Genomic DNA, 12,432 nt, shown 5'->3' on the forward strand with positions numbered 1-12,432 from the left:
GACGGCGGTCGAGGGCTCAGCCCTTGACGGCCCCGCCCAGCCCGGCGCCCGAGAGGAACATGCGCTGGAAGACGAGGAAGAACACGACCGGGATGGCCGTCGAGATGGCCAGGGACGCCAGGAAGACACCCAGGTCGGTCTGCGACGCGATCGCCGGCAGGCGCACCGACAGCGGCTGCTTGGACGGATCCTTCAGCACCAGCATCGGCCAGAGGAAATCCTTCCAGCTGGCGATGGTGGCGAACACCGACACGACGCCGAGGATGGGCTTGGACATCGGCAGGACGACCGACCAGAACAACCGGAACGAGCTGGCCCCGTCGACCTTGGCCGCCTCGAACACCTCGCGCGGGAGGCTGTCGAAGAACCGCGTCACGAGCACGACGTTGAACGCGCTCGCGCCGGAGGGCAGCCAGACGGCGAGGAAGTTGTTGATGAGCGAGGTACCGACGACCGGCGGGTTCAGGATCGTGAGGTACAGCGGCACCAGCAGCACGACGCTCGGCACGAACAGGGTCGCGATGACCAGCCCGTTGACGATCTTGCCCCAGGCCGGGCGCAGGACGGAGAGCACGAAGCCGCCGGTGGTGGCCACGAGCATCTGCACGAACCAGGAGCCGGCCGCGAGCCAGATCGTGTTGAGGAAGTACTTGCTGATCTGGACGTCGTTCCAGGCCTCACTGATGTTCGCCCAGCGCACGCCGTGCGGGAAGACCGCCAACGGGGTGCGGATGATGTCCTGGGTGGGCGTGATCGCGTACTTCGCCAGCAGCAGGATCGGGCCGATGCCGACCACGAGCAGCAGGATCAGCAGGATGACGTGCAGGGTCTTCATGGTGGCGCTGACCCGGGGGTTGCGCCAGTCCTGGGCCGAGACGTAGCCACGGCTGCCCTCGAACTGCGACTTGCGGCGCCGGCTGACCCGCCCCGGGACCTGGCCGGTGGCGACCGGGGTCACGACCTCCGGCGGCTGGGCCGGCATGGTGGTTTGGCTCGTCACGACTTGCTCCAACTCGACGTGAGCTTGAAGTACACCAGGGACAGGATGGCCAGGAACGCGGCGAGCATGACGGACAGCGCCGTCGCCGCACCGTAGTTCCCGCCCAGGGACCGGCCGAACCCGTAGTCGTAGATCATCAGCAGAATCGTCAGCGTGGCGCCCGCGGGGCCGCCGCCGGTGAACAGGTACGGCTCGAGGAAGACCTGGACGGTACCGATGATCTGCAGGATGAAGGTGATCAGCAGGACGCCGCGCAGCTGCGGCATGGTCACGTGCCACACCTTGCGCCAGATGCCGGCCCCGTCGACCTCGGCGGCGTCGTAGAGCTCGTCCGGCACGCCGATGAGGGCGGCCAGGTAGATGATCACGGTCCCGCCGGCCGCGGCCCAGGTCGCCTCGACCACGAGGGAGGGCATCGCGAGGTCAGGACTGGACAGCCACTGGTACGGCCCGAGCCCGACGTAGCCGAGCATCGTGTTGAACACGCCGTCCTTGGAGCCGTCGTAGAAGAACTTCCACAGCAGCACGGCCACGACCGGCGGCACCACCACCGGCAGGTAGGCGAGCACCGAGTAGATGCCCTTGCGGCGCCGGACCGAGCTGATGAGCACCGCGGTCACCAGCGGGATCGGGAAGCCGATCACCAGGGCCAGCAGCGCGAAGTAGAGGGTGTTCAGGATCGCCGTGGGCAGGTCGGGATCGGTGAGCACGTAGTGGAAGTTGTTCCAGCCGACCCACTTCGGCGTACCGACGAGGTTGGTCTTCTGGAAGCTCATGACGACCGACCGCACGATCGGCCACCACGAGAAGACACCGAAGATGATCAGGAGCGGCAGTGCGAACAGCACCGAGCTCAGGCCGCCGCGCTGGACCCAGGTCACCGGGTTGCGCCGGCGGACGCGACCGACCACCTCTGCCTTGTGACTGCCCCCGACGGCACTCACGACACATCACTCCAGTCCTGGATCGAGGGGCGGAGCCCCGGGTGTGGGCCGCCGGTCGCCCGGCGGCCCACACCTAACGGGTTGTCGAGATGCGTCAGGCCGCGTCGATGGCGCGCTGCGCCTTCGTGTTGGCCTCGGTGAGCAGCTGGTCGATGTTGGCGTCCTTGTTGGTCAGGACGGCCTGCACGACCGTGTCGAGCGACTTGTAGACGTCCTGGGTGGCGATGGCCGGCTCGTTGACGAGCTTGGCGTCGAAGACCTTGCCGGTGAAGGAGGTCATCTGGTCCAGCGGGACGTTCACGTAGGACTTGATCCAGTCCTGGTACTGCTGGTACTGCTGCTGCGAGAAGATCGGCAGCTCGGGCGTGCCGACGGGCTGCTTGCTCGCGACCTGGATCTCCGCGTTCTTCTTGGCGGCGTCCTGGTTGGTGTACTTGCGCAGGTAGTGGTAGTCGATCCACTTCACCGCGGCGGCCTTCTCGTTGTTGCTGGCCTTGCTGGAGACGGCGGCCATGGTGCCACCGCCGAGCACGCCGGAGTTGGAGCCGGTCAGCGGGATCATCGTCAGGCCGTACGTCTTCGGGTCGATGTTGTTGGTCTGCACCAGGCTGGTGTAGACGTCCTGGCCCGAGGTGTACATGCCGAGCTTGCCGGCCGCGAACGCCTGGTTGATGCCCGACCAGTCGTAGTCGAAGTTCGCGCCCATGGAGTTGTCGGTCCAGCGCATGTCCTTGAGGAACTGCAGCGAGGCCTTGGTCGCGTCGTTGTTGAGGGTGGCCTTCTTGCCGTCCTCCAGGCGCCCGCCGCGGGCGTAGGTGTCGACCGTCAGCTGCCAGCCGCCCGTGGCGTCCTTGGACATCTGGGCGAAGCCGGCCTGGCCGGTCTTGTCCGCGATCGCCTTGGCGGCCGTGCGGACCTCGTCCCACGTGGTCGGCGGCTTGTTCGGGTCGAGACCGGCCTGGGTGAACAGGGCACGGTTGTAGTGCAGACCCACGGCGTAGATGCTCTTGGCCGGGATGGCGTAGGTCTTGCCGTCCTCGCTCTGGCCGTACTGCAGCAGGTTCTTGTTGAAGTTCTGCGCGTACGAGAGCTGGCTGAGGTACGCCTGCATGTCGGAGATCTGCTGGTTCGCGATCAGGGTCTTCGCGTCCGTGAAGGGGATCTCGAACACCGTCGGCAGCGTGCCGCCCGCGAGGTCGGCCGCGAACGTGGTGGCCTTCCACTCGTAGTCGTTGGTCTTGATGGTGATGTTCGGGTTTTCCTTCTGGAAGTCCGCGACCTCGTCGGCGAGGGCCTTCTGCGCCTCGGGCTTGGCACCCGGGAGCAGACCCACGACGTTGAGCGTGACCTTGGTGTTCGGGTCGAGCGTGGTGGAACTCGAGTCGCCGCTGCCGGCGTCGTCGCTCGAGCCACACGCGACGAGCGTGCTGCTGAGCGCGAGCGCACCCACGATGGCGAGCGCCACCGTGGAGGTACGTGAGTACTTCATCGTCGCTCCTTGTTGGGGGGGTGTAGAAGCCGCGCCGAGCGGTGGGGCGTCCGACCTGGACCGCTCCGCGCGGGGTGCGCAGCCTGACGTCGGGCCGCTGGGGTGCAGCAGGGCCCGTTACTGATCGGTTTCCGTCGCATCGCGTCAGGGTTTCGGCCTGGCGTTGGCAAGAGATTAGGCTCACGCCCCACAAGAAGTCCATGGTCCGTTGCAAAATTTTAATGATCTCGGAGCAGTCGTTTGCACGGGCGCGCTCTCAACGGGCCTCAACTTGCACGGAATCAACCGAAAACCCGCAGCAAGCGGGCCTGTTCACCGGCCCTTGCAAGTGGGAGCGCGCCCAGCAAGTCAGTTGCGACCCGCACGCAAAAGAGCGCCACGACTCCGGTGGAGTCGTGGCGCTCTTGTGACTTCAGGCTAAGACCCGCTGCGGTCTTGAGGGGGTGTGGGTGGAGCGAAGCTCCCCCACCGCTTTTCAGGACATCCGACGGTCCAACCCCGCCGCCAAGGCGCCCATACAGCGCTGAGCTTTGAGATCACCCCTACAGCCTTTCACTGCCAGCTACGCGGCAGTGGTAGCCCGGGCCTCCTGGAGCGCCCCGGTGGACCCACGCACCACGAGCTCAGGCTCGAAGAGCATCTCCTCGGTCGGCACCAGCGTGCCCGCGACCTGGCTGACCAGCAGGGTCACGGCGGCCTGGCCCATCGCCTGGATGGGCTGGCGGACCGTGGTCAGCGGCGGGTCGGTGCAGTTCATGAACAGCGAGTCGTCGTAGCCGACCACCGATACGTCGTCGGGCACCTCGCGGCCGAGCCGCCGCACGGCCCTTATCGCGCCCAGGGCCTGCACGTCGGAGGCGCAGATGATGCCGGTGACCCCGTGCTTGATGAGCCGGGTGGCGCCGGCGCGGCCGCCCTCCATCGAGAAGATGACCCGCTCGACGTCGTTCTCGTTCACGGTGTCCGAGTCCGCCGCGGCCGCCTGGAACGCGGCCAGCTTGCGGTTGGACGGGGCGTGGTCGGCCGGGCCGAGGATCAGCCCGATCCGCTTGTGCCCCAGCGAACTGAGGTGGTTGAAGGCCTGATCCACGGCGTGGCCGTCGTCGGTCGACACGCGCGGGAAGCCCAGGTCGTCGATCGCGGCGTTGACCAGCACGGCGGGCAGGCCGCGGTCGTGCAGGCGGTGGTAGTGCTCGTGTTCGGCGGCCGCCTGGTGGTAGAGGCCGCCGCAGAAGATGATGCCGGAGACGTGCTGATCCAGCAGCATCTCGACGTAGTCGGCCTCGGAGACGCCGTCCGCGGTCCGCGTGCAGAGCACCGGCGTGAAGCCGCGCTTGGACAGCGCCCCGGCGACCACTTCGGCGAAGGCCGGGAAGATCGGGTTTTGCAGTTCCGGCAGCACGAGGCCGACCAGCCGGGCACGTTCGCCCCGCAGCTTGGTCGGGCGCTCGTAGCCGAGCACGTCGAGCGCGGTGAGCACCGCCGTGCGGGTCGCGTCGGAGATGCCTGGCTTGCCGTTGAGCACCCGACTCACGGTCGCCTCGCTCACGCCGGCGTACTTCGCCACCTCAGCGAGTCGTCGAGTCATGCCCGCAAGCGTAGTGCATGACTACGCAATTTTTTGCACGATGTCGCCCACGCATCAGCGGGGCCCCCGACCGGGCCGGGTGGGTGCCCGAAAAATGCGGGATTTTCCGGGCACTCCGTCAGGCGGTGAGCGCGATCGAGATCTTGCCGCCGCCGTAGCCTGAAACATCCACCCGGAGGTCGAGCCGGCGACCGAGGGCGAGCAGGTAGTTGACCGCGTCCGCCGGCGGGTTGCCACCGGGCAGGAAGGTCTGGTGCAGCTTGACCCGCGGCGCGTCCTCCTTGTTGATGAGCCCGGCGAGGATGTTGCAGATCTCGACGGCGTTCTCGCCGATCATCTTCGAGATCTCCTTGTCCTCGATGCACGCTTCCGCACCGCCGGGCGGGATCAGGCCGATGGCCGCGCCGGCGTACGCGGTGAGCTCGAAGTCCATGCCGATCACGGCCATCAGCTGCAGCCGTTCGTCGGTGTAGAGGGCGAAAAGTTCGCGGGGAACGTCAGCGGCTTTGATGGGGTCGGCCGGGTTCACGGTGACCGGCCGGCCGAGCAGGTCGTCAAACAGGTCCTTGACGGCCTTCGGAACGGGCAGAACATGCGACATAGGTCATATCATCCCAAAATAGGATCGAGCGCGTCCTTGAAAGTGTCGGCTGTGAACGGCTTCGTGACCAGGAACAGCGCGCCGGCGTCCTCGGCCGCCTGCCGCATCTCCGGCGTGCCCTCGGACGTGACGAACCCGAACGGGACCTGGTTGCCGTTGGCGCGCAGCATCCGCAGCACCTCGACCCCGGTCATGTGCGGCATGTTCCAGTCGGACAGGACCAGGTCCGGCTTCTCGCTCACCGTCTTGTCGAAGGCCTCCTGCCCGTCGCTGGCCTCCACCAGGTCGTGCCCCTCGAACCCGGCCTGGCGCAGGGTCCGGGTCACGATCTGACGCATCACCCGGCTGTCGTCGGCGATCAGAATTTTCATGCGGGTGCTCCAGCGAGATCGGCGGTGCTTTCCAGGACGGTGACGGTGACGGACTCGGCCATCCAGGTGCCCTCGAGGTGGCAGACCTCGGTGACCGACGGGTACCGGCCGCTGGCCCCGTCGACGTGCACGTGCGGCAGCGACAGGGCGCAGGGCTCCGGCAGGAGGCTCTTGACGTTGCCGCCGATGATGTTCGCGAGCTCGCCCAGGGCGTCGGCGACGTCCTCCTCGGCCACGTCGTCGAAGTCGATGCCCAGCAGCGCGGCCGCGACGTGCTTGGCCGCGCCCTCCGAGCAGCTCACCAGGACGTGCCCGCGCCAGGCCCCGGTGACCGAGACGGACGCGGTCACGTCGTCGGTGGGCTTCTCGTGGGCCACCGGCACCAGCGGGCTCGCGCCGTCCAGGTCGAGGTACGAGGACCAGACCTGGTCCGCGATGACCTTGAGGTCCTCTTCGGTCGGGTTCGTCATGCCGCGACTCCGTTCGGGACCAGGCCGAGCAGCGCGAGCTTGTCGATGATGGCGTCCGGGGTGAAGGGCTTGATCACGTACTCGTGCGCCCCCGACGCGAGCGCCCGCACGATCTGGCTCTGCTCGCTCTCCGTCGTCACCATCATCAGCGTCATCCCGCGCAGCCGCGGCTCGGCGCGGACCGCTGTGACGAACTCCAGCCCGTTCATCTCGGGCATGTTCCAGTCCACGAGCGCCAGGCCGGGGACCTCACCGTCACCCTCGAGCACGTTCGTCTTGAGGTAGTCCATCGCCTCCTGGCCGTTGCCCGCCTCGACCACGTCGAAGCCCAGCTGGGCCACGATCCGCTTGAGGATCATGCGCATCGCACGCGAATCGTCGATCACCATGGTGAGCATCTGGCTTCACCCCTTTCCTACGGCGCTCACGGGGCTGGCGGCCTTGCCGGCCGCCCGGAGCTTGTATGCGGACGTGCGGCCGGCGACCACCCGTTCAAACCTGTCATCGATGCCGATCGTCGTCTCGGCCGAGCCGAGGAAGAGCCAGCCGTCCGGGCGCAGCGTCCCGGCGACCCGCTGCAGCACGCTCCGCTTCGTCTGCACATCGAAGTAGATGAGCACATTGCGGATGAACACGATGTCGAACGGGCCCATCGGCGGAAACGGCGCCGCCAGGTTCAGCCGGCGGAACGTCACGTTCTTGCGCAGCGTCGGCGCGACCTTCCAGTGCGCGCCCTGGCGCTCGAAGTGCTTGACCAGCAAGGGCGCGGGGAGGCCGCGGTTGACCTCCAGCTGGGTGTACTGCCCGGCCTCCGCGCGGGTGAGCATCTCGGTGGAGATGTCGGTGCCCAGAATGTCGAAGGACCAGCCCGGCGGCAGGTTGTCCTGCAGAACCATGGCGAGGGTGTACGGCTCCTGCCCGCTGGAGCTCGCGGCCGACCAGACCTTGATGGTGCGGGTGCTCGCCCGGCGCTGCAGCAGGTCCGGCAGCACCGTGTCGACCAGTTGCTTGAACGGCTCCCCGTCGCGGAAGAACGACGTCTCGTTGGTGGTGAGCGCGTCGACGATCTTGGCGTGGATCTCCGGCTCGGGCCGCAGCTGGGCGCGGTTGACGAACTCCGAGACGGTGGGCAGCCCCGACTGGCGCGCGAGGGGCAGCAGGCGGGCCTCGACCAGGTACTCCTTGCCGGCCTCCAGCACGATCGCCGCGTCCCGGCGGACGAGGCCGCTGATGAAGGCGAACTCCTGGGCGGTCAAGGTCATCGGGTCACCTCCATGGACTTGGCGCCGCGGCCACCTGCGGTACGGCTGATGAGATGGTTCGCGATCTCGCCCAGCGGCAGCACGGCGTGCGCGAGGCCGGCCTGCGCGACCGCGCCCGGCATGCCCCAGACGACCGAGGTCGCCTCGTCCTGGGCCACGATCTCGGCACCCGCCGAGCGCAGCTGTTCCGCACCGCGCTTCCCGTCCTGGCCCATGCCGGTCAGGACGATCGCCAGCGTCCCGCCGCCGTACGTGCGGGCCACCGACCGGAAGAGCACGTCCACGGCCGGCCGGCAGAAGTTCTCCGGCGGCCCGGTGTTGAGCTTGGTCACCACCTCGGTTCCACGCCGGTGTACCTCCAGATGGAAGTCGCCGGGCGCGATGTAGACCGTGCCGGGCCGTACGGCCATGTCTCCGGCCGCCTCCACGACGGTCAGGGCGGCGGTGCGGTCGAGCCGGTCGGCGAACATCTTCGTGAAGACGGGCGGCATGTGCTGCACCACCACCACGGGCACCGGCAGGCTCGCCGGCAACGCCCGGACCACCGCGGTGAGCGCGTCCGGCCCGCCGGTCGAGCACCCGATGGCCACGCACTCGACGCCGCCCGTGCGCGGCATGGTGCGGATCGGCGCCGTGGCGGGCCCGCCCGGCGGCACGTTCGGCGGCCGCACGACGCCCGGAAGCGGGGTGCCGCCCGGACGCGTCAACGTCGGCGCGGCATTGGTGTGCGCGGTGCCCGGCAACGGCCGCCCCGGCGCCAGACCCGGCCGCAGCGGCGGGGCCAGCGCACTGCGCCGCCCCCCGCACAACGCGTGGATGCGCGGGATGATCTGCTCGCGGACGCTGCGGATGCTCTCGGCGACCGACCCGACGTTGGCCGGCTTGGTCACGTAGTCGCTGGCCCCGGCCGAGAGCGCGTCGAGCGTGGCGGTGGCACCGGCCGCGGTGAGCGTGGAGAACATGATGACCGGCAGCCGCGCGTACTTCGCCCGGATCGCCCGCATGGTCTGCAGGCCGTCCATGATCGGCATCTCGATGTCGAGCGTGACCAGATCCGGCCGCAGCTGCTCGATCTTGGTGAGCGCGACCTTGCCGTTGGGCGCGGTACCCACCACGCGGATCTCCGGGTCGTCGCCGAGCGCGTCGGTGATCAGACGCCGGACGACGACCGAGTCGTCCACGACCAGAACCGAGATCACGCGCCTTGCCTCCAGCACCGGGGGGCCCGCGGCACTTGCGAGGCCCGTCACGTTCCAGCGGGCTAATCGGCGTCGCATCCGGCGTGGATAAGGGAAATTCCAAAAGAACCGCCGCTGCCCGGAGCATTCCGGACAGCGGCGGGGGTGCGGCTCGGGTGCTCGTTGTTCCGCCGCCCGCGGCCTCGGTGCGGACCTTCGCCGCCGCCGCCCGCGGCCTCGGTGCGGGCTTTCACCGCCGCTGCGCCATTTCCGCCGCGTGGCGACCGCTTCGCCGCCTTCACCATGCGGCGTCCGTTTCGCCGTACCCGCGGGCGGCCGCTCGCCGTCCGCAGCGCGCGGAGGCCGTTTCGCCGGTCGCGGCGCGTGCGGAGGCCGTTGCGCCGTCCCGCGGCGCGCGCGGAAGCCGTTGCGCCGTCCCCGCGGCGCGCGCGGAGGCCGTTTTGCCGTCCGCAGCGGGCGCGGAAGCCGTTGCGGCCGTCCCCGCGGGTGGCCGTTTCGCGGTTTGCGGCGCGCGCGGGGGCGGTTTCAGCTCGCGAGCGGGCCGAGGGCGGTGAAGTACGGGTCGAGGAGGCGGCGGGCGGTGGCCGAGTCGAGCAGGTCGCGGACCATGAGCGCCTGCACGGCACCGCTCAGGAGGTTCCAGACGCCGCCGGCGCGGTCGGCCACCGGGACGCCGGAGCGGTCCAGGGCCTGGACGAGCAGGAGCTGGGCGGCGGCGCCGGCGCGGACGCGGCCGGAGAGGAAGACGGCCCAGGAGGCCGAGTGCACGGCCGGCGCCCAGTCGGACAGGCCGGGGCGGGAGCTGTCGGTGACCTTGTTCAGGCTGCGCATCTCGTCGGCGGTCAGCGCGCCGACGCGGGCGAGCAGGCGGTGCACGTCGTCGGCCTGCGGGCCCAGGTCGTGCTCGCGCTCGGGCAGGGCGCGCACGGCCGAGACGAACGGCGCCGCGAGCTTGCGGCGGGAGTCGTCGGAGAGCAGCTCGCGGAGGTAGGCGGCCGCGGCGGCGTCGGAGAGCACGCCGGTGGCCTTGCTGGCGACCGGGCTCTGCCGCTGCCGCGGGGTGCGGGCCTGCGGGGCCGGCATGGTGGCCGACGGCGCCGGGCGCTTGCCCCAGGTCCAGTCGAGCACGTCGTACCGCAGGCAGTGCAGCAGCCCGTCGAGGGTGCCCAGCGGGGCCCGCTCGATGACGGTCAGCGTGCCGGCGTCGGCGGCGTTCGCCCGGCGCTCCTGGGCGGCGGCGTCGACGTCGCGCCACAGGTCGACCCGGTCCCAGTCGTCGTCGGCGCGGGCCGAGGCCATCGCCGGAAGGTCACTCTGCGTGAGGGTCAGACCGCGGAGCAGTACATCGGCGGCGGCCGATCCGCCCTGCAGGCGGGAGAGGTCGAAGCCGAGAACGGGGGCGCTAACCAGGCTGTACATGCAACTAGTCTGCAACGCAGCTGCACCCCGGTCTGTCCACCGATCGGGCCGCGGGGCGACTGTCAGTGACCGACAGCCGCCCCGCGCCTCAGATTCGGAACCGCGCCACCAGCGCTCGCATCTCGCTCGACATGCGGGACAGATCCGACGCTGCGCGTTGTGCTTCGGCTACGTTGCGTGACGTATTCTGGGTCGCCGAGGCCACCGTGGAGACGTTGGTCGCGATCTCGGCCGAGCCGGTCGCCGCCTCGCCGACGCTGCGGTTCATCTCGTTCGTGGTGGCCGTCTGCTCCTCCACCGCCGAGGCGATGGTGAGCTGGTAGTCGTTGATCCGCGAGATGATCTGGCCGATCTCGCCGATCGCCGCGACCGCGCCGGTGGTGTCGGCCTGGATCGCCTCGACCCGCCGCGAGATGTCCTCGGTGGCCCGCGCGGTCTCCTGCGCGAGCTCCTTGACCTCGTTGGCCACCACCGCGAAGCCCTTGCCGGCCTCGCCCGCCCGGGCCGCCTCGATGGTCGCGTTGAGCGCGAGCAGGTTGGTCTGCTCGGCGATCGAGGTGATCACCTTGACCACGTTGCCGATCTCGGTCGAAGATTCCCCCAGCCGGCTCACCGCCTGGTTGGTCGACTCGGCCGCCATCACCGCCTGCGAGGCCACCTTGGCCGCCTCGCTCGCGTTCTGCGCGATCTCGCGGATCGACAGGCCCATCTCGTCGGCCCCGGCGGCCACGGTCTGCACGTTGCGCGAGACCTCCTCGGCCGCGAGCGCGACGACCCCGGCCTGGTCGCTGACCTCGCCGGTGCCGGAGGCGATCTGCGCGCTCACCCCGGTCAGCTCGCCGGCCGATGAAGCCAGCGACGTCGCCGTGTGATCCATCGTCTGTACCGTCACCCGCATACTGTCCGTCGCCTTGTTCAACGCCGCGGCCATCACCCCGACCTCGTCGGTCGAGCGCACGTCGACCTTGGTCGTCAGGTCCCCGTCGGCCACCGCACCGAGCACGTCCGCGACGCGCCGCAACGGCCGTACGACCAGGGCGGTGACCCACATCCCGATCCCGAACGCGGCGATGAGCCCGACCACGGCCGCGATGATCATCAGCATCCGGCTGGTCCGGTAGTCGTCCTCGGCACTGGTCCGCCACGCCTCGGCCTGGGCGATGTCCTTGTCCTGCAGCCGGCTGATGGCCTCCTTGGCCTTGGTCAGCTGCGGCTGGCCCTGGGCCGACATCACCGTGACGTACTGCTCGACCCCACCGGCGGCGATCGCCTGCGCCGCCACGCCGTCACGCACCTCACGGTAGGCCTGCACGGAGTTCTCGATGACCGCAACGTCGGCGTCGCGGTCGCTGGGGGCGCCGTCGCGGTACCGCGTGATGGCGTCGGCCAGATCGGCGTCGGCGGCCTTCTGCTGATCCGGATTCAGCGACCCGATGATGTCGGTCAGCGCCTGGCGCACCTCCGACAGCGCGACGAACTGCCGATTCTGCGCGGTGAACTGCCGCATGGTGTCATTGGCGCTGCTCAGCGACTTGAGCCCGAAGAACGTGATGACGAGCGTGACGACGCCGCCGACCGCGATCGCGGTGAGAACCTTGGCCCGCACGCTGCGATTCGTGAACCAGCTCATGTTTCTATTCCTCGCGGGTGGTGCCGGGCGGGTTGGTGTTGACGGCTTTCTGCGTGTCCAGGGCGAGCAGCAGCCGGCCGTCGAGCTTGAACGCGCCGGTGATGAGCGCGCGGGCGCGGCCCTGCAGGGTGTCCGGCGGCGGTTCGAACGTGTCGTCCTGCAGCGTCACGACCTCGCCGATGCGGTCGACGAGCAGTGATACCGACTCCTCGTCGGTCTTGACGATGACGTTCATCGCCGGCTCGGCGGTCTTCGTGCGCGGCGGCAGCCCGAGCTGCACCCGCAGGTCGACCGCGGCGATGACCTGGCCGCGCAGGTTGAACAGGCCGCCCACGCTCTCGGGGGCGAGCGGCACCGGGGTGTACTGGTCGAAGGAGAGAACCTCCTGGACCTTGGCGACGTCGAGGCCGAAGAGCTGGTCGGCGACCTCGAAGGTGGCGTACTGACGGCTGGCCATGG

Annotated in this window: 13 protein-coding genes; all 13 read right to left on the bottom strand. The window is 69.4% G+C overall.

All coding sequences use genetic code 11. The features are described from left to right. Nucleotides 1-16: 16 nt before the first annotated feature. Entirely contained in the window at nucleotides 17-1,000 is a 984-nt protein-coding gene (locus ACQP00_RS46815) for a carbohydrate ABC transporter permease (protein WP_433210117.1), read from the bottom strand. Beyond that, nucleotides 997-1,911 (bottom strand): carbohydrate ABC transporter permease, encoded by a 915-nt coding sequence (locus ACQP00_RS46820; protein ID WP_433210118.1) that lies wholly within the window; start codon nucleotides 1,909-1,911, stop codon nucleotides 997-999. Before ACQP00_RS46820 ends, ACQP00_RS46815 begins: the two co-directional genes overlap by 4 nt. 127 nt (nucleotides 1,912-2,038) lie before the next feature. Further along, a complete protein-coding gene (locus tag ACQP00_RS46825) occupies nucleotides 2,039-3,433 on the bottom strand; it encodes an ABC transporter substrate-binding protein (RefSeq protein WP_433210120.1) in 1,395 nt (464 codons plus the stop codon). A 562-nt stretch (nucleotides 3,434-3,995) separates the two neighbouring features. Further along, complete coding sequence (locus ACQP00_RS46830; RefSeq protein ID WP_433210122.1) at nucleotides 3,996-5,021, bottom strand: LacI family DNA-binding transcriptional regulator; 1,026 nt, start codon at nucleotides 5,019-5,021, stop codon at nucleotides 3,996-3,998. Nucleotides 5,022-5,139: 118 nt separating this feature from the next. Further along, a complete protein-coding gene (locus tag ACQP00_RS46835) occupies nucleotides 5,140-5,622 on the bottom strand; it encodes a hypothetical protein (protein ID WP_433210124.1) in 483 nt (160 codons plus the stop codon). 8 nt (nucleotides 5,623-5,630) lie between these two features. Then, entirely contained in the window at nucleotides 5,631-5,993 is a 363-nt protein-coding gene (locus ACQP00_RS46840) for a response regulator (RefSeq protein WP_433051047.1), read from the bottom strand. Continuing rightward, nucleotides 5,990-6,463 (bottom strand): chemotaxis protein CheX, encoded by a 474-nt coding sequence (locus ACQP00_RS46845; RefSeq protein ID WP_433210126.1) that lies wholly within the window; start codon nucleotides 6,461-6,463, stop codon nucleotides 5,990-5,992. The genes ACQP00_RS46840 and ACQP00_RS46845 overlap by 4 nt, the downstream gene beginning before the upstream one ends. Further along, nucleotides 6,460-6,861 (bottom strand): response regulator, encoded by a 402-nt coding sequence (locus ACQP00_RS46850; RefSeq protein WP_433210128.1) that lies wholly within the window; start codon nucleotides 6,859-6,861, stop codon nucleotides 6,460-6,462. Before ACQP00_RS46850 ends, ACQP00_RS46845 begins: the two co-directional genes overlap by 4 nt. A gap of 6 nt (nucleotides 6,862-6,867) precedes the next feature. After that, nucleotides 6,868-7,725, bottom strand: a complete 858-nt coding sequence (locus ACQP00_RS46855) for a CheR family methyltransferase (RefSeq protein ID WP_433051056.1) — start codon at nucleotides 7,723-7,725, stop codon at nucleotides 6,868-6,870. Further along, on the bottom strand, nucleotides 7,722-8,924 hold the full coding sequence (locus tag ACQP00_RS46860; protein ID WP_433210130.1) for a protein-glutamate methylesterase/protein-glutamine glutaminase: 1,203 nt from the start codon (nucleotides 8,922-8,924) through the stop codon (nucleotides 7,722-7,724). Before ACQP00_RS46860 ends, ACQP00_RS46855 begins: the two co-directional genes overlap by 4 nt. A gap of 525 nt (nucleotides 8,925-9,449) precedes the next feature. After that, a complete protein-coding gene (locus tag ACQP00_RS46865; protein ID WP_433210132.1) occupies nucleotides 9,450-10,343 on the bottom strand; it encodes a hypothetical protein in 894 nt (297 codons plus the stop codon). Between the two features lie 88 nt (nucleotides 10,344-10,431). Continuing rightward, a complete protein-coding gene (locus ACQP00_RS46870) occupies nucleotides 10,432-11,973 on the bottom strand; it encodes a methyl-accepting chemotaxis protein (protein ID WP_433210134.1) in 1,542 nt (513 codons plus the stop codon). Nucleotides 11,974-11,977: 4 nt separating this feature from the next. Next, on the bottom strand, nucleotides 11,978-12,430 hold the full coding sequence (locus ACQP00_RS46875; protein WP_433051068.1) for a chemotaxis protein CheW: 453 nt from the start codon (nucleotides 12,428-12,430) through the stop codon (nucleotides 11,978-11,980). Nucleotides 12,431-12,432: the final 2 nt, after the last annotated feature.

This window comes from Dactylosporangium sp. CS-047395 (assembly GCF_050942185.1).
In the GTDB taxonomy this organism is placed as follows: domain Bacteria; phylum Actinomycetota; class Actinomycetes; order Mycobacteriales; family Micromonosporaceae; genus Dactylosporangium.

What these genes read in the sequence shown, in the direction of transcription:
- ACQP00_RS46850 (WP_433210128.1), bottom strand. Translation starts at nt 6,861, where the DNA reads ATGCTCACCATGGTGATCGACGATTCGCGTGCGATGCGCATGATCCTC.
- ACQP00_RS46865 (WP_433210132.1), bottom strand. Translation starts at nt 10,343, where the DNA reads ATGTACAGCCTGGTTAGCGCCCCCGTTCTCGGCTTCGACCTCTCCCGC.
- ACQP00_RS46870 (WP_433210134.1), bottom strand. Translation starts at nt 11,973, where the DNA reads ATGAGCTGGTTCACGAATCGCAGCGTGCGGGCCAAGGTTCTCACCGCG.
- ACQP00_RS46835 (WP_433210124.1), bottom strand. Translation starts at nt 5,622, where the DNA reads ATGTCGCATGTTCTGCCCGTTCCGAAGGCCGTCAAGGACCTGTTTGAC.
- ACQP00_RS46840 (WP_433051047.1), bottom strand. Translation starts at nt 5,993, where the DNA reads ATGAAAATTCTGATCGCCGACGACAGCCGGGTGATGCGTCAGATCGTG.
- ACQP00_RS46845 (WP_433210126.1), bottom strand. Translation starts at nt 6,463, where the DNA reads ATGACGAACCCGACCGAAGAGGACCTCAAGGTCATCGCGGACCAGGTC.
- ACQP00_RS46825 (WP_433210120.1), bottom strand. Translation starts at nt 3,433, where the DNA reads ATGAAGTACTCACGTACCTCCACGGTGGCGCTCGCCATCGTGGGTGCG.
- ACQP00_RS46875 (WP_433051068.1), bottom strand. Translation starts at nt 12,430, where the DNA reads ATGGCCAGCCGTCAGTACGCCACCTTCGAGGTCGCCGACCAGCTCTTC.
- ACQP00_RS46830 (WP_433210122.1), bottom strand. Translation starts at nt 5,021, where the DNA reads ATGACTCGACGACTCGCTGAGGTGGCGAAGTACGCCGGCGTGAGCGAG.
- ACQP00_RS46855 (WP_433051056.1), bottom strand. Translation starts at nt 7,725, where the DNA reads ATGACCTTGACCGCCCAGGAGTTCGCCTTCATCAGCGGCCTCGTCCGC.